We start from the raw sequence: 19,083 nt of genomic DNA, 5'->3' as shown, positions 1-19,083 counted from the left end.
CATGACCGCCACGATCGTCGCACCCGTCGAGCGGGGCGCCATCGACGTGACCGGCCAGGACCGGGCCAGCTACCTCCACGCCGTGCTCACCCAGGATGTCGAGGCGCTGGATCCCGGCCGCTGGGCTGGTGCCCTGCACCTGGATGCGCGCGGCCGGCCGCTCGCCGTCGTCGACGTGGTGGTCCTCACCGACCGGATCGTGCTCCTGACACAGGACAGCGACGCCGCACGGGAGTTGGCCGACACGCTCGGGAGCCGAACGTTCCTCGCCGACGCCCGCTTCGCGGCGCGGGACGTGGCGGCTCTGGCGGTGCGCGGCCCGCGGACCCACGACATCGCTGCCGACGCCGGCGTCGAGGTGGCGTCGAGCGTCGCCGCCGAGGTCGGTGACGTGGTGGTCGTTGCCGGGCAGCAACGCCTCGACGCGGTCGGCCAACCGGACGCGGTGACGGCGCTCCGCCAGCGTCTGACCGCCGCCGGGGCTGAACCGGCGGACGCCGCCGCGGTGGATGCGTGGCGGGTGCAGCACGGCATCCCCGGGTGGGCGCGGGAGATCGTCGCCCCCCACCTGCCCGAGGAGATGGGACTACTACCCACCCACGTGCACCTCGACAAGGGCTGCTACCCGGGGCAGGAGGCGGTGGCGCGGATGTGGATGCTGGGCCGTCCCCGCCGGCGGTTGGCGCGGGTCCGGCTGGAGGGCCAAGCCGACGCCGGGTGGACGACCGGAGCGGGGCGCGCAGCTGCGCAGGTCACCAGCGCGACGACGACACCCGACGGTGACAGGGTGGGGCTGGCCTACGTCCCAGCGACGGCGCAGCCGGGGGACCGCTACGGCGACGACGACGCCGCCGTCGTGGTCCGTGACCTGGTCGGCGCCGAACTGCCGGTGCCCGGCCAGGATCCCGCGGTGGCCCGCCGCCGTGATCGTCGGGCCGGATAGCCGAAGCGGTCATCCACCCGGTCGGGCCGGATAGCCAAAGCGTTCATCCACCCGGTCGGACACCGTCCGCGCGGCCGCCCACTAGCATCTGGCGGCGTATGACCTCCTCACCGTCCGCCGACGTACAGCGCCCACTGCGCGCCTACCTCGCTGCGCTCCTCCCGCCGGATGAGATCGACTCGGCCGTCGCTGCGGTCAGCGACCACGTCCGACCCGATGACGACCCTGCGACGGTGTTCGCCGCCGCTCACGAGGTGGTGTCCCAGCGGGCGCGGGTCACCACAGACGTCGAGGCGGAGGTCCTCGTCCACGAGGCCGGACTGACGATCCCCGAGACCGCCCGGGCACTCGGCGTGGAGCCCGACGCCGTCGAGGACGCGCTCGCGACCGCCGACGCGGTCGCCGACGAGCTCGACGTGCCGCTTCCCAGCCCACCCCGCCCACGGGTCCTGGTCTTCGACGACACCGACGACGAGCCACTCGCCGTGGTCGAGCTCTCCGAACGGCGCGAGCGGTCGTCGCGGCTGACCATCGCTGTCCTGCTCCTCGTCGGGATCGCGTTGGCCGCTGCCCTGCTGCTGCCCCGGGGCGGGTCATCGCCTCCCAACGGATCGCTGCAGGTCACCGATGCCCGGGTCACCTCCGGTGTCGACCTGGGGGGGCGTCCCGAGCCGGCGAAGAACCGTTTCCGCGTTGGTGAGGACGTCGCGTTCTGGTTCACCTACCGCCTACCAGCAAGCGAGGGCGTCCCGGTCACCCTCGTGGTGCACCGCGACGGGGAGGAACTCGAACCGGCGTCGACCGTGCTGCTGGCGCCGGGGGAGCACGATCTGCACCTGATCGTGCCACGATCACTGGTGGACGAGCCGGCCACCTACCGCATCGAGCTCAGCCGCGGCGGGCAGGTGCTGGTCGGCCGTGAATTCGCGGTCGGCGCCGGCTGACCGCGGCTGCGCCAGCCCCCCGACGTATCCCGCGGGCGCCGTCACGCCACCGGCTCGCACCGGACGGGGAGTTACGCTTCGGCGGGACGGGGATGGAGGAACCGTGGACGAGCGCACGTCGCCAGAGCAGGGCAGCGCCCCAGACGCCGCGGCGTCCGGCGAGGCCAGCGTGATCGACGTCCTCGTCGAGGTGCCGATGGGGTCGCGGAACAAGTACGAGTACGAACAGGACACCGGTCGCTTCCGCCTCGACCGGATGCTGTTCAGCGCCGTGCACTTCCCCGGCGACTACGGCTTCATCCCCGAGACCCTCGCCGAGGACGGCGATGCGCTCGACGCGCTGGTGATCCTCGGAGAACCGACCTTCCCCGGTTGCCTCATCAGCGGTCGCGTCGTGGGCGTGATGCACATGGTCGACGAGAAAGGACCTGACGCCAAGATCGTGGCCGTGCCGGACAACGATCCACGCTGGCGACACATCAACACGCTCGACGACGTCCCCGGACACCTGGTGGCCGAAATCGAGCACTTCTTCACCATCTACAAGGACCTCGAGCAGAAGCTCGTCGACGTCCAGGGCTGGGGCAGCCGCGAGGAGGCCCTCGGCGAGGTCGCTGCGTCGCGCGAACGCCACCAGGGCGCCTGACGCCGCCCCGCGCAGGCGTGACGTTTGGCCGAACGACGACCGTGCCGGAGATCGACGTCGCCGAACCGTCAGCGCGGGCCGAACAGCCGCCGGAAACCGCCCCGCTTCGGCTCGTCGTCCTCGTCCTTGCGCTTGTGTTCCGACTCGTCGCCTCGGTCGTCGGCGGGTGGCGAGCCGGCCGGTGGCGCCGGGCCGCGGCCGCGCTCGTCCCTGCCCGATAGCTGGCTGAGTTCCCGTAGCAGCTCGGAGATGTCCGCGCGCCGGGGATGTGGCTCCGACGGTGGACGGTCCTCCTCGGACGCGTCCGGTTCGGCCGGCGCTTGTCGATCGTCGTCCGTGGAGGCGCGGGTCGGCGCCGCCGTGGGCTCTTCCCCGGTGGCCTGGGCGTGAGCCTCGTGTTCCCCGGCTTCGACCTCGTCGTCAGCGGCGACGTCTTCCCCGAGCTCGGCCACCAGCGACCGCAGCTCGTCGGCGACCTGTTGTTCGTCCGCGTCGGGCGGTTGGTTGGCGGCCGGCTCCCGGCGGGGCGGGGGAACCGGTTCGGCCACCGGGCCCGCCCGATCGACCGGTCCCTGCCGGCGTTGGGGCGTGCGGGGACGTTCGCGGTCGTGACGAGCCTCGGGGGCGGGCTCGGCGATGACGTCGTCTTCGCCGATCACGACGCGCCACACCTCGGGTTCGACGCCGCGCGAGGTCACGTCCTCACCGCCGGTGTCGAGCTCCGTGTGCTCTTCGACCGTCTCCTGCATGGCGTCGTCGAGGTCGATGCTCAACGCCTCTTCGAGGGCCGCCCCGACGTCGAAGCCGTCCTCGGCCGGTTCGTCGTCGACGTCCGGCCCGAGACCGTGCATCGCGGCCTCCAGCGCCGCACCGACGTCGAAGTCGTCCGGCGCCTCGTCCGGTGCCTGCACCGGCGCCTCGTGCGGCAGGCGGTGGGTCAGCGCCTCGTCCAGCGCCGCACCCACGTCGATGTCGTCCACGTCGATGTTGTCCTGGGCCGGTGGCTCCGCCGCCTGGGCCGGTGGCTCCGCCGCCGGCGCCGCTGCCTGCGGCCGACCGGTCTCCGTCCGCGCCGGCTCGGCGACCGGTGCCCGAGCCACGGCAGGTGTTCCGCCGTCGTGGTGCACCCCGATGATGCCCAGCAGCGTCAAGCCGTAGACCAGCCGTGCGGCCTCGAACTCGCTGTAGCCCAGGTCCTGCGCCAGTTCGCGGACCGAGCGCTGGCCGTCGACGTTGGCCAGCACGGTGAAGTCGTCGGGCTCGAGCGACACCTGCGTGGACGCGGCGTCGGGCACGAAATCGGGGACAGCGTCCAGCGACGGGATCACCGCGAGGATCCGCTCCCACTCCACGAGTCTCCGGGCCGACTCCACCAGCAGCGGCTGCACCGGGATCTGGACCGGGAGGTCCTCTGGGGCGGCGTCCCCGCGGAAGAACTCGTAGCGTCCGCCATGCCAGCGCGCCAGGTCGAACACGGCGTCGAGGATCTGCTCCTGGACGAACACGCGGATCACGTCACGGCTGACGCTGCCGCGCTCGACGAGGAGCGCTCCGAGCTTGGTCCGTCGGCCCGCGCGCCGCTGTTCGGTGAGGACAGCTTCGAGCTCGTCCTCGGCGATGAACCCCGCGCCAACCAGCCGGGCGCCCAGCTGCGCCCGCGGAGCGGGGGAGGCCGCCCAGTACACTGCGCCGTCGCGGATGAAGATCCGCGCCGGGCCGGTCCGGCCCTCGATGTGCAGTGCGCCGGTGGCGTTCGCGCTCGACAGCCCGCGGAGCAGGTCCGCGAGGCTGATCTCGCTGAGGTCACCACGCATGGCCGCATCGTACCGGGGGGCCCTACCGGCGCGCGGCCGCCCAGCGTTGCGTATAGTCACGCTGCGTCATGCCAACTGTGGTCGCGAGCTGGCTGTAGGCTGATGCTTCACCGCGCCTTCGGGCGTGCGAACGATTGACGGGACGTCGACGGACGGATCCCAGCGTGGACGCATCACCGACCGAGCCACGACGCGCCCGACGGCGCATCGACCGGATCCTGGGCCCTGCCTACCTGGACGACCTCGCGGGGCGGAGCACCGACGAGCTGCGCCGCATGCGCGACGAGTGCGAGGAGGAAGAGAGCGGGGTGTCCTTCGCCCGCCGGATGCTGCAGGGCAGGATCGACATCATCCGGGCCGAGGCCCTGCGCCGCCAGCATGCCGACGGTGACGACGACGCCCCCCGGTCCATCCTGGACGCGCTGCCCTCGATCCTCGCCGACGATGTGGCCGCCACCCCGCTGCGCCCGCGCGTCAGCCGCTTCCTGGTCCCACCGGCGGCCCAGTACCACCGCCGCGACGTCGAACGGCTGGTGAGCGAGCGCTCGTTGGCCGGGCTCGAGGAGCGCTCCCCCGATGAGCTCGCCGAGCTCGCGCAGACGCTGGGGGAGAAGGAGAGTGAGCTGTCCAAGCTCCGCCGACAGCTGCTGGACCGGCTCGACGCCCTTCAGGAGGAGCTGGCCCGCCGCTACCGTGATGGGCGCGCTGACATCAGCGAGGTCTTGCCCGGGCGGGGATGACGGGTGTGCAGCGGGGTCCGGCGCCGATCGCCGAGACCACCCGCTGGCTGCACCACGGCGGCGAGCTCGTCGAGTCTCGCCACGCCGGCCACATCGTCGTGGTCGGCCCGCGCGACGAGGTCGTGTCACTGGGCGACCCCCACCGGATCACGTTCCCGCGCTCGGCCGTCAAACCCTTCCAGGCTGCCGCGTCACTGGAGCTGATCGGCGAGGATCTGTCGCCACGCCTGGTCGCGGTCGGGTGGGCGTCACACCGCGCCGAGCCGGCGCAGCTGGCGGCGGTCCGCGACATGCTCGCTTTCGCCGGGCTCGACCCCGCCGACCTGACCACGCCACCCGCGGACGGCGACGCTGCGGCTGGGGTCCCCGATCCGCTCCGCCACAACTGCTCCGGGAAACACGCGCTGTTCGCGCTCGCGGGGCGCGCGGCGGGCTGTCCCCGCGACCGGCTGCTGGACCCCGACGGACCGGTCCAACGCCACGTCCTGGCGGTCGTGCGCGAGGCGGTCGGCCCGCCGGTCGGGGTGGGCGTCGACGGGTGCGGGGCACCGGCGGTGGCGGTCCCGCTCGCCGGCCTGGCCCGTGCGTTCCGCCAGCTCGCTGATCCCGATGGACGGTGGACGACGGTGGTGGCGGCCGGGTTGGCACACCCGCTGCTGATGGGGGGGACCGGCCGTCTGGAGTCGGCTCTCCTGGCGGCGGGAGTGGTGGCCAAGCCGGGAGCGGAGGGCGTGTTCGGGGCGGCGTGGCGCGACCGGTCCGGACAGCGGTACGGGGTGGCGGTCAAGGCCGAGGACGGCGCACGCCGCGCCTCCGCGGTGGCGTTGCATGGGCTGCTCGCCGCGTTGAAGGTGGTGCCCGACGGAGTCTGGACGCCCCCGCCGGTGCTCGGCGGCGGGCGTCCCGCAGGGTCGGTGCGGTCCACCCACCAGGTGAGCGCGTTCGCGGATCGGTTGGGAGCTGTCCGACGCCCATGGTGACGTCTGGGTGGCTGGTAGCCTCGCGGCCCGTTCTGCTGGGCGGATGCGTCCACGACCAGGAGCGGTGAGGTGGCCGACCAGCCCGATGAGCAGGCGGCATCGACCGGTGGTGATCGCTCCCGCGCCGCAGTCGCCTCCGCGCGCCTGACCGAGCTCGGGGAGTACATCCGCGAGCAACGCAGCCGCGCCCAGTACTCCATGCGGCACCTGGCGCGCCTGGCCGGCGTGTCCAACCCCTACCTCAGCCAGATCGAGCGGGGCCTGCGCAAGCCCTCCGCGGAGATCCTGCAGGCGATCGCCAAAGCGCTGCAGATCTCGTCGGAGACCCTGTACGTCAAGGCCGGGATCCTCGAGGAACGCGGCGACGTCCCAGACCTGGAGGTGGCGATCCTCCGCGACGCGTCGCTCAACGAGCGCCAGCGGGCGGCGCTGATCGAGATCTACCGCTCGTTCCGGCGGGAGAACGAGGTCGCCGCCGTCGCCGGGGACGAGTCGGGCGACGAAGAGGCCGCCACGGGCTGAAGCCGGCGACAGCCACCACACGGGTGGCAGGAGTGCCGCCGGTAGTCTCGGTTCGACCCTCACTCGGAGCCTGTCCTGTTCGACGTCCGCACCGAGGACCGCTTCCCCACAGGCGACCTCGCCGCCGCCTGGGAGCGGCTGGTCGCTGTCGACCCGGCCGCGAGCGTCTTCTCCAGCGCACGGTTCCTGCGACGGTGGTGCGACCACCTGCGGGGGGACTGTGACCTGCGCCTGCGGTTCGTCCTGGACGCAGCCCAGGTCGTCGGCGTGGTCCCCGAGGTCCGCGAGCGCGCAGCCGATGGGCGCCGCACGGCGCACTTCGCCGGCGGCGAACACGTCACCGACTACCGCGGGCCGGTAAGTCGCGCGGAGCACCGCGCCGCGGTGGTGGACGCCTGGCTGGCGTCGCTGGCCGACGAAGCGGACTTCGACGAGCTGATCGCCGGAGGGCTCGCCGAGGACGCCGGATGGGCGCAGCTGCTGTGTGACCGCGCGTCCCGCGCCGGGTTGGAGGTCGTTGACGCCGGTGTCGATGGGGTCTGTCCCCGGATCGACCTCACCGGCGGGTGGGACGCCTACCTGCAGCGCATCAGCGCCAAGCAGCGCCACGAGATCCGACGCAAAGCCCGCAAGCTCGCCCGCGAAGGCGGCGTCGTGAAGCTGGTGGCGGTGGACACGGACGACCTCGAAGAAGCGATGACCACGTTCATCGCGATGAACCAGTCGCTGGACGGTGACAAGGGACGCTTCTTCGTCGACGAGCGCATGCAGGCGTTCTTCCTCGCCCTGGTGCAGGAGTTCGGTCCCGACCGCGTCCTGCGGATGCACCGCCTCGACGTCGACGGCAGCCCCGCAGCGCTCACCGTCTCGCTGATCGGCGGCGCTGATCTCGGCGAGTGGCGCCTGTACAACTCGGCGTTCGACCGCCACCTGGCGGGCCTCGCGCCCGGCATGGTGCTGGTCGGCGAGCTGGTACGCATCGCCGCGGAGGAGGGCTTCGCGGTGTTCGACCTGCTCCGCGGCGACGAGCCGTACAAGTACCGGTACGGGGCCACCGACCGGCGGGTGTGCAAGGTCACCGCCCGGCCGCGAGCGACGGCGTGACCGACGCGATCCGACGGCTCGCCGTCCTGAGCGTGCACACCTCGCCCCTGGATCAACCGGGGACCGGCGACGGTGGCGGCCTGAACGTCTACGTGCTGGAGGTGGCGCGCCGGCTCGCCACCCGCGGCGTCTCGGTCGACATCTTCACCCGGGCGGCGGCCGCGAACCTGCCCGCGGTGGTGGAGCTCGGCGAGGGGCTGCACGTCCATCACGTGACGGCCGGCCCGCGCCGGCCGATCGCCAAGTCGACGCTGCACGCCCACCTGTCCGCGTTCCTGTTGGGCGTCGAGAAGCGGGCGGAGCCCGTCGTTGACCGCGGCGGCTACGACGTCATCCACGGCCACTACTGGATGTCGGGGTGGGTGGGCCGCCGGCTGCGGCAGCGCTGGGCGGTGCCGCTGGTGCAGACGTTCCACACGCTGGCCCGGGTGAAGGACGCCGCGCGCGCTCCCGGGGAACCGCCCGAACCCGGCGTCCGCCTCCTCGTCGAGGAGCAGGTGGTGGGCCACGCCGACCGCATCGTCGTCCCCGCCTGCGACGAGGCGAGGCTGCTGCACCGCAGCTACGGCACGTCCGGCGCGCGCCTGGCGGTGGTCTCACCTGGCGTGGACCTGGACGTGTTCCACCCCGCCCCGGCCGTGGCACCTGGTGAAGCCCCGGAAGGCGACGGTCCGTTGCTGCTGTTCGTCGGACGGCTCCAGCCGTTGAAGGCGCCCGACGTCGCGGTCCGCACGCTCGCCCGCGTCCGCGATCACGTCCCCGGCGCACGCCTGCTGGTCGTCGGTGGGGCTTCGGGGAACGGTCACGGCCGGACCGGCCCCGACGAGCTGCTCGCCCTGGCCCGCAGGCTCGGGGTGGGCCCAGCCGTCGCCGTGGCCCCGGCCCGCCCCCAGAGCGACCTCGCCCACCTGTACCGCGCCGCCGACGTCGTCGTCGTCCCCAGCCGCAGCGAGAGCTTCGGGCTGGTGGCTCTGGAGGCACAGGCCTGCGGCACGCCGGTCGTCGCCGCCCGGGTGGGAGGGCTACAGGCGGTGGTCGGCGACGGTGGGACGCTGGTCGACGGCCACGACCCGTCCGACCACGCCGCGGCGGTGGTCACCTACCTGGGTGATCGCGCGCGTCGCGCCCACGCCGCGGCCGCTGGTGTGCGCGCCGCGCGGGAGGCGTCCTGGGATCGCACCGTCGACGGGATCCTCGCCGTCTACCGGGACGTGTCCGGGGTCACGGCCAGGGTGCAGGGGGCCGGGGCGTGACCGCCCGGGACGCCGCCCGGCACGTCGTCACCGCCGGGTTGGACGCCGCGGATCTGCCCCACCACCAGGTCGCACCGGATGCGTGGACGACCGTCCTGAGCGGTGAACGCAAGCGGACCCTGCCGCTCGTGCTGACGGTCGACGACCGATCACTGCGCGTCGAGGCGTTGCTGTGCGGCCGCCCGGATGAGAACCACGCCGGCGTGTACCGCTACCTGTTGCAGCGCAACCGCAAGCACCTGCCGGTCCACTTCGCGCTCGGCGACGACGGCGATGTCATCCTCACCGGGGCGATCCCCTTGGCCACCTTGGAGGCGACCAGCTTCGATCAGCTGCTCGGGGCGGTGCTGGCCACCGCCGACGAGGTCTTCGACGCCGTCCTGCGGCTTGGCTTCGCCAGCTACATCGCCGCGGAGCAGCGCTGGCGGGCGGTCAACGACCTCCCGCCCAACCCCGTCGGTGGCGGGTGAGCGGATCGCCAGGTGCGGTGCTGCGGCGAGCACTGATCGCCGCGTCGGCGAGCGCGACCCTGCGACGGGCTGCGGAGCAGCTGCCGGTCGCACGGGCCGTCGCGACCCGGTTCGTGGCCGGAGAGACCCTCGACGACGCGCTGCACGCGGCGACGAGTCTGCAGCGACGCGGTTTGGCGGTGAGTCTGGACTACCTCGGCGAAGCGGTCGACGAGCCGGCCACCGCCCGTCGAGCGGCCGACGTCTACCGGCGGGCGCTCGACCGGCTCGCTGCCGCCGGCCTCGACGGGTCGCTGTCGGTCAAACCGACCCAGCTGGGCCTGGGGATCTCACGGTCGCTGTGCCGCGACCTGATCGCCGAGATCTGCCGCCACGCCGACGGCTACGGCACCGACGTCACCGTCGACATGGAGAGCAGCGCCTACACCCAGGCGACCGTGGACCTGGTGCTGGAGCTGCGCGCCGCGGGCCACGGCAACGTCGGCTGTGCCGTGCAGAGCTACCTGTACCGCACCCCCGACGACGTCGCGACGCTCGTCGCCGCGGGTGCGTCACTGCGGCTGTGCAAGGGTGCGTACGCCGAGCCGCCGTCGATCGCCTACCCGGACCGGGCGGACGTCGACGCCGCGTTCGCGCGGATCGCCGACACGCTCCTGCGCACCGCCCGCTACCCGCGCATCGCGACGCACGATCACCGGCTGATCCACCGTGCCAAGAACCTGGCCCGTCGTTACGGCCGGGCCGCGGACGACTTCGAGTTCCAGATGCTCTACGGGGTCCGAGAACCACTGCAGCGGGCCCTCGTGGCCGACGGCTGGCGGCTGCGGATCTACCTCCCGTTCGGCGGCGAGTGGTACCCGTACTTCATGCGCCGCCTGGCGGAGCGCCCCGCCAACGTCGCGTTCTTCCTCCGCGCCCTGGTCGGGCGCCGCTGAGCGCGCCCGTGCGGCGGCGTTCGCGGGAGGGGGCCGCGGGCGGGATACTGCGCGCGGACGCGACCAGGAGCGGAGGCAGGTGCACGACACGCTCGCGATCGTCGGGACCGGGCGGATGGGCGAAGCGCTGCTGTCGGGGTTGCTGCGCTCGGGTTGGATCGGGGCCGACCGCATCGTGTGCACCACCCGCCGTGAGGAACGCTGCGCGGAGCTGGCCCGCGCCTACGGCGTCCACGCCACGGTGGACAACCGGGAGGCGATCAGCGGCGCGGGCGTCGTCATCCTGGCGGTGAAGCCACAGTCGGTCGGGGCGCTCCTGGCGCGCGACGGCCACGCGTTCCGGGCCGGCCAGACCGTCATCAGCGTGATCGCGGGTGTCCCAACCGGCCGCATCGAGGCGGCGATCGGTGCCGACGTCCCGGTCGTGCGGGTCATGAGCAACGTCCCGGTGCAGGTCGACGAAGCCATGAGCGTGCTCTCGCCGGGCGCGCACGCCACCGACGCTGACCTGGAGATCGCCGAGAAGATCCTGGGCCACGTCGGGAAGGTGCTGCGCCTGCCCGAGGAGCACCTCGATGCGGTCACGGCCCTGTCCGGATCCGGGCCGGCCTACTTCTTCCTGTTGGCCGAAGCGATGATCGATGCGGGGATCCTCCTGGGGTTGCCACGCGACGTCGCCACCGAGCTGATCATCCAGACCATGGTCGGCTCGGCCAAGATGCTCCGCGACACCGGCCGCCACCCCGTTGAGCTCCGCGAGATGGTGACCTCGCCCGGCGGGACCACCATCGCCGCGATCCGCCAACTGGAGCAGTCCCGCGTCCGGGCCGCGTTCCTCAACGCGATCGAGGCGGCCAAGCACCGCAGCGAGGAGCTCGCCCGATCGTGAACGCGCCGCCGCGCGCGCGGGGGAGGGGATCCGCCGGCCGCCGGATCCTCCCCGTCGCCACTTGTGTCCTGTTGCTGACGACCTGCACCGCTGGTCGCGCCCCGGCGGTGGAGCTGGCTGCGGTCACCTCCGGCACGGTGCACCAGACCGTCGCCGCCCCGGCCACCGTCGAACCCGCCGACCGGCGCGTGGTCGCCGCCCCGGCGAGCGGCCACGTCGCCGAGCTGCTCGTCGCCGACGGCGAGGTGGTCGAAGCCGGCCGTGCCGTGCTGCGGTTGGACTCCGACAGCGTCGACACCGCACTGGCGCAGGCCCGCGCAGGCGTCGACGCGGCGGCTGCGCTGGCGGGGGTGGTCCCGACCGTGGACCTGTCGCCGCTGATGGCCGGCGTCCGCCACCAGCTCGACGCGGTCCTGCCCGGCCTGCTCGACACCCTCGAGGAGCAGGCGGCCACGGTCCCCGACGACCAGGCCCGCGCTGCGCTGCTGGTCCGTCTGGCCGACGCACGCGCCGCCTACCAGCGCGCCGCCCGTGAACTCGCCCGCGCCGAGGCTCGCGCCGCCGACAGCGCCCGGCGGGCGACCGCCAGCCAACGCACGGTCGCCGCCGCGCAGCAGCGGCAGGCCGCCGTGGTGCTGGAGGCAGCACAGGCCAAGGACGCAGCGCTGATCGTCGTGGCCCCGATCGGCGGCGTGGTCGAGTTCGGCGTCGCCGCGACCGCGGACGGGATCGCCGACGACCCTGGGGACCTGCCGGCGGACGTCGCCGGGCTGCTGGGCGGAACGCGCGGGGGGACGGGCGGTCCCGTGGCCGTGGGCGCGCCGGTGGGGGTGGGACAGGCGCTGTTCACCGTCTACGACCTGTCGGGCTTCCACCTCCGCGCGGCGGTGGACGAGGTCGACGCCGTCCAGGTGGAGCCCGGCCAGCCGGTCCGGGTCTTCCTCGACGCCTACCCCGACGATGTCCTGGCGGGATCGGTGACGCGCGTGGCGGTCGGTCCGGGGCAGGCCATCACCGCTGGCGTGGTGTACCCGGTCGAGGTGGCCCTCGACGACCTGCCCTCCGAGGTCCGCCCCCGGGTCGGAATGACCGCATCCGTCGAGATCGAGGTGCGGCGCGTTGCCAGCGCCACGGTCGTGCCGGCCAGCGCGCTGGTCCGCCGCGACGGGCGCGACGTCATCCTGGTGGTCCGCGACGCGGACGGGGCGCGTCGGGTGCGTCCCGTTCCCGTGGGGCTGGTCGCGGTCAGCGACGACCTCGCCGCCGTCGACGGTGACGTCACAGCCGGTGAACACGTCGTCGTTGCCGGCTTCGAGCAGGTCGAGGACGGCGATCGACTGCCGTGAGCCGCTCCCCTCCGCTGACCGACGGTGACCCTGCGCTCGTCGAGGTCGTCGATGCCCACCGCAGCTACCGGCTCGGAGGGGGGCGCGACGCCGCGGTGGTGCAGGCCCTGCGCGGTGTGTCGCTCGCCGTCCGCGCCGGCGAGTACGTGGCTGTCCTCGGCCCGTCGGGAAGCGGGAAGTCGACGCTGCTGAACCTGTTGGGGCTGCTCGACCGCCCCACCACCGGGACGGTGCGGTTCGCCGGGAGCGACGTGCCCAGCCTCCCCGACAGCCAGCTCGCGCGGTTGCGCAACCGACGCATCGGCTTCGTCTTCCAGTCGTTCCAGCTCCTGCCGCGGCTGACCGCCGTGGCCAATGTCGCGCTGCCTCTGGCGTACCGCGGCATCCCTCGCCGTGAGCAGCACGACCGCGCCGCCGCCGTCCTCGCTGCCGTGGGGCTGGGCGACCGGCTCGACCACCGACCGACCCAGCTGTCGGGCGGTCAGCAGCAACGGGTCGCGATCGCCCGGGCGCTCGTCGGCGAGCCGGACCTGGTCCTCGCGGACGAGCCGACCGGGAACCTCGACACGGCGACGGGGGAGGAGATCCTGGCGCTGCTCGACCGGCTGCAGACCGAGCGTGGCACCTCCCTGGTCGTGGTCACCCACGACGCGCGCATCGCGGCACGAGCGGCCCGCCGCATCGAGGTCGTCGACGGGGTGGTGGCGTGAACGTCGCCGCGGCGACCCGCGCCGCGCTGGACGCCGTCCGCGCCAACCGGCTGCGATCGGCCCTGACCACCCTCGGCGTCGTGATCGGGGTGCTGGCCGTCATCCTGCTGGTCGCCGTCGGACAGGGGGCACGTCAGGAGGTCACCGCGACGATCGAGGACCTCGGCTCCAACCTCCTCCTGGTCTTCCCCGGCCAGGCCGACTTCGGCCAGGCACCGACCCGGTCGCGGTTCACCCTGCACGACGCCGAGGCGGTGGCGCGGGCGCTGGGCGACCCGGAGCGCGTCGCTGCTCACGTGGTCTCCGGGGAGGTGATCCGCGCCGGGAACGCGTCCACGTTCGTCAGCGTGCTCGGGGTCACCGAGACCTTCCCCAGGGTGGTGACGCGACGCCTGTCCCGCGGCGCGTTCTTCACGGCGTCGGACCTGGCCACCGGTCGGCGGGTGGTCGTCATCGGAGCGGCTGCCGCCGACGAGCTGTTCGCTGGTGGTGACCCGTTGGGCAAGACGGTCACGGTCGCGGGGCTGCGCTTCCGCGTCACCGGGGTGCTCGAGCCGGTCGGGGGGAGCTTCGGGCCGGACCGGGATGCGCAGATCCTGGTCCCGGTCACCGCGGCGCAGCGGGCGTTCGGGACCGATCGGATCGATGCGATCTTCGTGCGGTCGGCGTCGACCGCCGCGATCGAGGATGACGCCGCCCGGGTTCGCCACGCCCTGACCCGGCGGTTCAGCGAGGACGAGTTCAGCGTGATCACCCAGCGGGAGCTGATCGGGGTGGTGGGTCGGGTCCTGGAGCTGCTCACCCTGGTGCTGGCCGCGATCGCGGGGATCTCCCTGCTGGTGGGAGGGGTCGGGGTGAGCAACATCATGCTGGTGTCGGTCTCCGAACGGACCCGTGAGATCGGCTTGCGCAAGGCGCTGGGGGCCCGCACCCGCGACATCACGCTGCAGTTCCTGATAGAGGCCGTGGTGCTGACCGGCACGGGGGGGATCGCCGGGATCCTGCTCGGCGTCGGTCTGGCCCGCCTCGCCGACCGCTACTCCCCGCTCCCGGCGGTCGTGACCGGCTGGTCGGTGGCTCTGGCCGTGGGCGTGTCGGTGGCGGTGGGGATCGTGTTCGGGGTGTGGCCGGCGCGCCGTGCCGGCCGCCTCGACCCGGTGGCCGCCCTCCGCCACGAGTGACCGGCGCACGCTCGATAGGCTCGGCGGTGCGGAGGACCACGTCGGCAGTCGAGACGGAATCGGTATGGCGGACCAGGGAAGCGACCACGGACGCGTCGCGCTGGTGTGGGACGGGCCGCTGGAGTACGACTTCGGCGCGACCCATCCGCTCAAGCCCGTCCGTGTCGAGCTCACCGTCGAGCTGATCCGCGCGCTGGGCCTGTGCGACACCGACCGTGCGGTGGAGGTCGGCTCGGGGCCGTACGACGAGGACGAGCTGCTGCGGATCCACACCGCCGACTACGTCGAGGTGGTCAAGCGCGCGGGCGCCGACCCGTCCATGCGGGGCGCCCGCGAGTACGGGCTGGGGCCGGGTGACAACCCGATCTTCCCGGGGATGCACCAGGCATCCATGGAGGTGTGCGCGGCGTCGAAGGAGGCCGCGCGGCTGGTGGGCGAGCAGGAGGCCCTCCACGCGTTCAACCCGGCCGGTGGCCTGCACCACGCGATGCCGGGGCGTGCGTCGGGGTTCTGCGTCTACAACGACCCGGCGGTGGGGATCGACTGGCTGCTGCGCAACGGCACCGAACGCATCGCCTACGTCGACGTCGACGTCCACCACGGTGACGGCGTGGAGCAGATCTTCTGGGACGACCCGCGCGTGCTGACCATCTCGCTGCACGAATCCGGCCGGTACCTGTTCCCGGGGACCGGGTTCCCGACCGACATCGGGGGGCCGGGAGCTGAAGGCACGGCGGCCAACGTGCCCTTGGCGCCGCGGACGCCCGGTGACGTGTGGCTGGACGCGTTCGACGCGGTCGTGGAGCCGCTGGTCCGTGCGTTCGCTCCCGATGTGCTCGTCACCCAGCTGGGTTGTGACACCCACGTCAGCGACCCGCTGGCGCACCTGGCGCTGACCGTCGACGACTACGCCGCGGTCGCCACGCGGGTGCATCGCCTGGCGCACGAGACGGCCGGCGGGCGGTGGGTCGCGTTCGGCGGCGGCGGGTACCAGATCGTGACCGTGGTCCCACGAGCCTGGACGGTGTGGTTCGCGGAGATGGCCGGTGCCAGCCTCCCGGACGCGATCCCTGAAGACTGGCAGGACATCGCGCGTTCGCGGACCGGCCAGGACCCGCCCGACCGCTTCGACGACGGGCCCGTCGGGATGTCCGACGACAGCCGGGCCCGTGCCCGCGAGGACGCGGAGGAGGCCGTGCGCTCCGTCCGCGAGCACGTCCTTTCCCGCCACGGCGCCGGCTGACGCGCCGGCGCGGACGGTTGCGAGCCGGGACCCTCGACCGACCCGGGTGTCGTCGACGCGTGGCTGGCGTTCGGTCCACGTTCGGCCCGACCCGGCCGGTCGACCGCCAGTTACACTGCCCAGCGATGGACGAACTGCTCACGGTCGCCGAGGTCGCGGACCTGCTGCGTGTCTCCACCATGACCGTCTACCGCCTGATCCGCAGCGGGGAGCTCCCGGCGGTCCGGGTCGGCCGCAACTACCGGGTCCGTCGCGACGAGCTCGAGACCTACCTCGCCGGGCAGGTGGTCGAGCCGGAGACCGTCGCCGACGAGCGGTGAGCCGCCATCCGGGCCCGCCGGCGCGGTACGCGGCGGTCGCCTTCCTCTCCGATTTCGGCCTCGACGACATCTTCGTGGGCGTCTGCCACGGGGTGCTGGCCCGCTTCGCGGCGCACGCCCGCGTGATCGACCTGACCCACGCCGTGCCACGTGGCGACGTCGCGACCGGCGCGGTGCTGCTGGCGCGCGCCGCCACCTACCAGCCGGTGTCGGTGCACCTGGCGGTGGTCGACCCCGGGGTGGGCACCGAACGGCGGGGCGTGGCCGTGGTGGCCGACCGGGGGGATGTCCTGGTCGGGCCGGACAACGGCCTGCTGGTCCCGGCGGCGCGGGCGCTCGGTGGCGTGGTCGCCGCCTTCGAGCTGGCGGATCCCCAGGCCCGGCTGCAGCCGGTGGCCGACACGTTCCACGGACGTGACGTGTTCGCCCCGGCGGCGGGCCTGATCGCCGCCGGACACGACCCACGCAACCTCGGCCCGGCGGTCACCGACCTCACCGACGTGCAGACCGTCCCGGCGGCGGCCGTGGCCGGTGGTCGGCTGCGCGCGTCGGTGACCCTGGTCGACCGTTTCGGCAACCTGCAGCTGGCGGCCTCCACAGCCGACCTGGCTAGCCTGGGAGCCGAGCTCGGTGACGAGGTCTTCGTCGCACACGGGGGGCGCTGGTGGACGGCTCGCTGGGCCCGGACGTTCGGGGACGTTGCGGCCGGTGACATGCTCGTTCACCAGGACGGCGACCGGGCTCTGGCGGTCGCGGTGAACCGCGGGTCCGCAGCGGCGCGGACGGGCGCCGCCCGCGGTGACGTGTTGACGCTCGCGCCGGCGTCGACGACCCCGCACGGCGGACGGGACGCGCACCGGGGAACTGACGAGCGAGGATCGTGATGTGGCTGGCCGACGCGTCCTGATCACCGGGATCTCCGAGCAGATCCCGGGGAAGCTGGCCCGCGCGCTCGAGCAGCGCGACGACGTCGAGTACGTCGCCGGAGTCGACGTCCGCGCGCCGCACGACGACCTGCGCCACACCGAGTTCATCCGGGCCGACATCCGCAACCCCATCGTCACCCGTGTGATCACCGCCACGGGGGTCGACACGGTGGTGCACGCCGGTGTGGCAACGGCCCCCGGTTCGGTCGGCGGCCGCGCACGCATGAAGGAGCACAACGTCATCGGGACCATGCAGCTGCTGGCAGCCTGCCAGAAGGCCGACGCGCTCCGGACGGTGGTGATCAAGTCGTCCACCGCCGTCTACGGGAGCGACCACAGCGACCCGGCGCTGTTCACCGAGGGCGCGACACCGCGGGCCACGCCACGTTCGGGGTTCGCCAAGGACGTCACCGAGGTCGAGGGGTACGCCCGCAGCTTCGGCCGTCGACGCCCGGACGTGACCGTCACCATCCTGCGGTTCGCCAACTTCATCGGGGGCGGGGTCGACTCGCTGTTCGCCCGGTACTTCGCCCTCCCGCTGGTCCCGACCATCGCCGGCTACGACCCGCGGCTGCAGTTCTGCCACGGTGACGACGCCCTGGCCGTCATGGAGCGTGCCACGGTCGAGGATCGGCCCGGCATCTACAACGTCGCAGGCGCCGGCGTGCTGTACCTGTCGCAGGCGATCCGCCTGGCGGGGCGCGTCCCCGCCCCGGTCCTGCTCCCGTTCGCCACGATCGCCGGGAACCTGGTCCGGCGCACCGGCCGGCTCGATTTCTCACCGGAGCAGCTCCGGTTCCTGCAGTACGGCCGGGCGGTGGACGTCACCAAGCTGCGTCGCAACTTCGGGTCCGTGCCGCGGTACTCCACCCGTGAGGCGTTCCAGGACTACCTGGCCCACCGACGGATCCGGAAGGTGGCGCCGTCGCCGACGCAGGCTTGGGACCGCGAGCTGTACGACTTCCTGCAGCGCCGCGCGGCTGCGGCCAGCGCGAACCAGACCGGCAGCACCGGAGAGGACCGCTGATGGCGGATACCGACGCCCAGGTCTACTCGATCGCGCAGGAGCGGGCCGCGCGGGTGGCGGGACGCCAACCGTCGGGGCAACGCGCACGGTGCGGGGCGACCACCTCGGACGGTCGCGCGTGCCGCAACTACGCCGTGGGCGGCGACCTGTGCCGGGTGCACGCAGCGGCGCACGAGGACCTGCCAGCGGCCCCTCAAACCCCCCAGGGCGGGGTCGAACTGCTCGAGGGCCTCCGCGACGTCCTCGGCGACCGCTGGGTCGATCAGGTCACGGCCGTGACCGACTTCCTGACGCGGCGGCTCAGCGGCGACTACCCGATCGACCCCTTCGGGTTCGACCGTGACCTGACCGAACACGTCCTGCTGCCGTTGCTCCGGCCGCTGTACCGGCGGTACTGGCGGGTGCGCAGCATCGGCCACGAGCGCATCCCCGACGGCGCCGCGCTGGTGGTCGCCAACCATGCGGGGACCATCCCCGTCGACGCGCTGATGGTGAAGCTCGGGATCTACGACGAGACCGGACGCCACCTGCGCCCCCTGGCGGCGGACCTGGCGTGGCGGCTGCCGGTGATCGGCGAGCTCGCCCGCAAGTTGGGGAACACCATGGCGTGCGACGAGGACGCCACCCGGCTGCTCGACGACGGGCAGCTGGTCGGGGTCTGGCCGGAGGGCTTCAAGGGGATCGGCAAGGCCTACCGCGACCGCTACAAGCTGCAGCGGTTCGGCCGCGGCGGCTTCGTCGAGGTGGCGCTGCGGACCTCGGCCCCGATCGTGCCGACCGCGGTCGTGGGCAGCGAGGAGATCTACCCGCTGATCTACAACTTCCGGACGCTCGCGCGGCTGTTCGGCTTCCCCTACTTCCCCGTGACCCCCACGTTCCCGTGGTTGGGTCCGGTCGGGCTGATCCCGCTGCCGTCGAAGTGGATCATCGAGTACGGCGAGCCGATCCCGACCCGTGACTACGGGCCCGATGCGGCCGACGACCCCATGGCGGTCTTCGACCTCACCGACCGCGTGCGCGACACCATCCAGCAGATGCTGTACCGCAACCTGATGGGGCGCCGCTCGATCTTCTTCTAGATCCGAAGCCG

At 73.1% G+C, this 19,083-nt stretch carries 20 protein-coding genes; 19 read left to right on the top strand and 1 reads right to left on the bottom strand.

Features of this window, described 5'->3' with window-relative positions:
- Position 1: 1 nt before the first annotated feature.
- The 3 genes from KY462_03770 to KY462_03760 all read left to right on the top strand — a co-directional run bounded on the left by KY462_03770 (position 2) and on the right by KY462_03760 (position 2,533).
- Complete coding sequence (locus KY462_03770) at positions 2–943, top strand: hypothetical protein (protein ID MBW3576856.1); 942 nt, start codon at positions 2–4, stop codon at positions 941–943.
- Positions 944–1,041: 98 nt separating this feature from the next.
- Positions 1,042–1,887, top strand: coding sequence for a hypothetical protein (locus KY462_03765; GenBank protein ID MBW3576855.1), 846 nt, complete (start codon positions 1,042–1,044; stop codon positions 1,885–1,887).
- Positions 1,888–2,083: 196 nt separating this feature from the next.
- Complete coding sequence (locus KY462_03760) at positions 2,084–2,533, top strand: inorganic diphosphatase (GenBank protein ID MBW3576854.1); 450 nt, start codon at positions 2,084–2,086, stop codon at positions 2,531–2,533.
- Between the two features lie 68 nt (positions 2,534–2,601).
- Here the strand turns inward: KY462_03760 and KY462_03755 are convergent, their stop codons facing one another.
- Positions 2,602–4,347: a DUF4388 domain-containing protein gene (locus KY462_03755; protein MBW3576853.1), complete on the bottom strand. Its 1,746-nt coding sequence runs from the start codon at positions 4,345–4,347 to the stop codon at positions 2,602–2,604.
- Between the two features lie 164 nt (positions 4,348–4,511).
- Between KY462_03755 and KY462_03750 the strand changes: the two genes are divergently transcribed.
- The 16 genes from KY462_03750 to KY462_03675 all read left to right on the top strand — a co-directional run bounded on the left by KY462_03750 (position 4,512) and on the right by KY462_03675 (position 19,072).
- Positions 4,512–5,087 (top strand): aerial mycelium formation protein, encoded by a 576-nt coding sequence (locus KY462_03750; protein MBW3576852.1) that lies wholly within the window; start codon positions 4,512–4,514, stop codon positions 5,085–5,087.
- 5 nt (positions 5,088–5,092) lie between these two features.
- Positions 5,093–6,067, top strand: a complete 975-nt coding sequence (locus tag KY462_03745; GenBank protein ID MBW3576851.1) for an asparaginase — start codon at positions 5,093–5,095, stop codon at positions 6,065–6,067.
- A 69-nt stretch (positions 6,068–6,136) separates the two neighbouring features.
- Positions 6,137–6,589, top strand: coding sequence for a helix-turn-helix domain-containing protein (locus tag KY462_03740; GenBank protein MBW3576850.1), 453 nt, complete (start codon positions 6,137–6,139; stop codon positions 6,587–6,589).
- A 267-nt stretch (positions 6,590–6,856) separates the two neighbouring features.
- Positions 6,857–7,693 (top strand): GNAT family N-acetyltransferase, encoded by an 837-nt coding sequence (locus KY462_03735; protein ID MBW3576849.1) that lies wholly within the window; start codon positions 6,857–6,859, stop codon positions 7,691–7,693.
- Positions 7,690–8,946, top strand: a complete 1,257-nt coding sequence (locus KY462_03730) for a glycosyltransferase (protein ID MBW3576848.1) — start codon at positions 7,690–7,692, stop codon at positions 8,944–8,946. The genes KY462_03735 and KY462_03730 overlap by 4 nt, the downstream gene beginning before the upstream one ends.
- Entirely contained in the window at positions 8,943–9,416 is a 474-nt protein-coding gene (locus KY462_03725) for a YbjN domain-containing protein (protein ID MBW3576847.1), read from the top strand. Before KY462_03730 ends, KY462_03725 begins: the two co-directional genes overlap by 4 nt.
- 17 nt (positions 9,417–9,433) lie before the next feature.
- Complete coding sequence (locus KY462_03720) at positions 9,434–10,351, top strand: proline dehydrogenase family protein (protein MBW3576846.1); 918 nt, start codon at positions 9,434–9,436, stop codon at positions 10,349–10,351.
- Between the two features lie 115 nt (positions 10,352–10,466).
- Entirely contained in the window at positions 10,467–11,240 is a 774-nt protein-coding gene (proC, locus tag KY462_03715) for a pyrroline-5-carboxylate reductase (GenBank protein MBW3576845.1), read from the top strand.
- Positions 11,237–12,586, top strand: a complete 1,350-nt coding sequence (locus KY462_03710; protein MBW3576844.1) for an HlyD family efflux transporter periplasmic adaptor subunit — start codon at positions 11,237–11,239, stop codon at positions 12,584–12,586. The genes proC and KY462_03710 overlap by 4 nt, the downstream gene beginning before the upstream one ends.
- Before the next feature lie 14 nt (positions 12,587–12,600).
- Positions 12,601–13,296 (top strand): ABC transporter ATP-binding protein, encoded by a 696-nt coding sequence (locus tag KY462_03705; protein ID MBW3576843.1) that lies wholly within the window; start codon positions 12,601–12,603, stop codon positions 13,294–13,296.
- Positions 13,293–14,477 carry an ABC transporter permease gene (locus tag KY462_03700; GenBank protein ID MBW3576842.1) on the top strand — a complete coding sequence of 395 codons (1,185 nt, stop codon included), beginning with the start codon at positions 13,293–13,295 and terminating at the stop codon, positions 14,475–14,477. Before KY462_03705 ends, KY462_03700 begins: the two co-directional genes overlap by 4 nt.
- 64 nt (positions 14,478–14,541) lie before the next feature.
- Positions 14,542–15,720: an acetoin utilization protein AcuC gene (locus tag KY462_03695; GenBank protein MBW3576841.1), complete on the top strand. Its 1,179-nt coding sequence runs from the start codon at positions 14,542–14,544 to the stop codon at positions 15,718–15,720.
- Between the two features lie 125 nt (positions 15,721–15,845).
- On the top strand, positions 15,846–16,040 hold the full coding sequence (locus tag KY462_03690; protein MBW3576840.1) for a helix-turn-helix domain-containing protein: 195 nt from the start codon (positions 15,846–15,848) through the stop codon (positions 16,038–16,040).
- On the top strand, positions 16,037–16,924 hold the full coding sequence (locus KY462_03685) for an SAM-dependent chlorinase/fluorinase (GenBank protein ID MBW3576839.1): 888 nt from the start codon (positions 16,037–16,039) through the stop codon (positions 16,922–16,924). Before KY462_03690 ends, KY462_03685 begins: the two co-directional genes overlap by 4 nt.
- A gap of 1 nt (position 16,925) precedes the next feature.
- On the top strand, positions 16,926–17,993 hold the full coding sequence (locus tag KY462_03680; protein MBW3576838.1) for an NAD-dependent epimerase/dehydratase family protein: 1,068 nt from the start codon (positions 16,926–16,928) through the stop codon (positions 17,991–17,993).
- Positions 17,993–19,072, top strand: a complete 1,080-nt coding sequence (locus KY462_03675) for an acyltransferase family protein (protein ID MBW3576837.1) — start codon at positions 17,993–17,995, stop codon at positions 19,070–19,072. Before KY462_03680 ends, KY462_03675 begins: the two co-directional genes overlap by 1 nt.
- Positions 19,073–19,083 lie beyond the last annotated feature (11 nt).

The organism is Actinomycetota bacterium, assembly GCA_019347675.1.
In the GTDB taxonomy this organism is placed as follows: Bacteria; Actinomycetota; Nitriliruptoria; order Nitriliruptorales; family JAHWKO01; genus JAHWKW01.
The sequence above is the reverse complement of the archived record's forward strand: the minus strand, read 5'-3'. Positions and strand labels throughout refer to the sequence as shown.

Excerpts from the sequence above, each read along its gene's own strand:
- KY462_03770 (MBW3576856.1), top strand. The coding sequence starts at position 2 with ATGACCGCCACGATCGTCGCACCCGTCGAGCGGGGCGCCATCGACGTG.
- KY462_03765 (MBW3576855.1), top strand. The coding sequence starts at position 1,042 with ATGACCTCCTCACCGTCCGCCGACGTACAGCGCCCACTGCGCGCCTAC.
- KY462_03760 (MBW3576854.1), top strand. The coding sequence starts at position 2,084 with ATGGGGTCGCGGAACAAGTACGAGTACGAACAGGACACCGGTCGCTTC.
- KY462_03755 (MBW3576853.1), bottom strand. The coding sequence starts at position 4,347 with ATGCGTGGTGACCTCAGCGAGATCAGCCTCGCGGACCTGCTCCGCGGG.
- proC (MBW3576845.1), top strand. The coding sequence starts at position 10,467 with ATGGGCGAAGCGCTGCTGTCGGGGTTGCTGCGCTCGGGTTGGATCGGG.
- KY462_03695 (MBW3576841.1), top strand. The coding sequence starts at position 14,542 with ATGGCGGACCAGGGAAGCGACCACGGACGCGTCGCGCTGGTGTGGGAC.
- KY462_03690 (MBW3576840.1), top strand. The coding sequence starts at position 15,846 with ATGGACGAACTGCTCACGGTCGCCGAGGTCGCGGACCTGCTGCGTGTC.
- KY462_03675 (MBW3576837.1), top strand. The coding sequence starts at position 17,993 with ATGGCGGATACCGACGCCCAGGTCTACTCGATCGCGCAGGAGCGGGCC.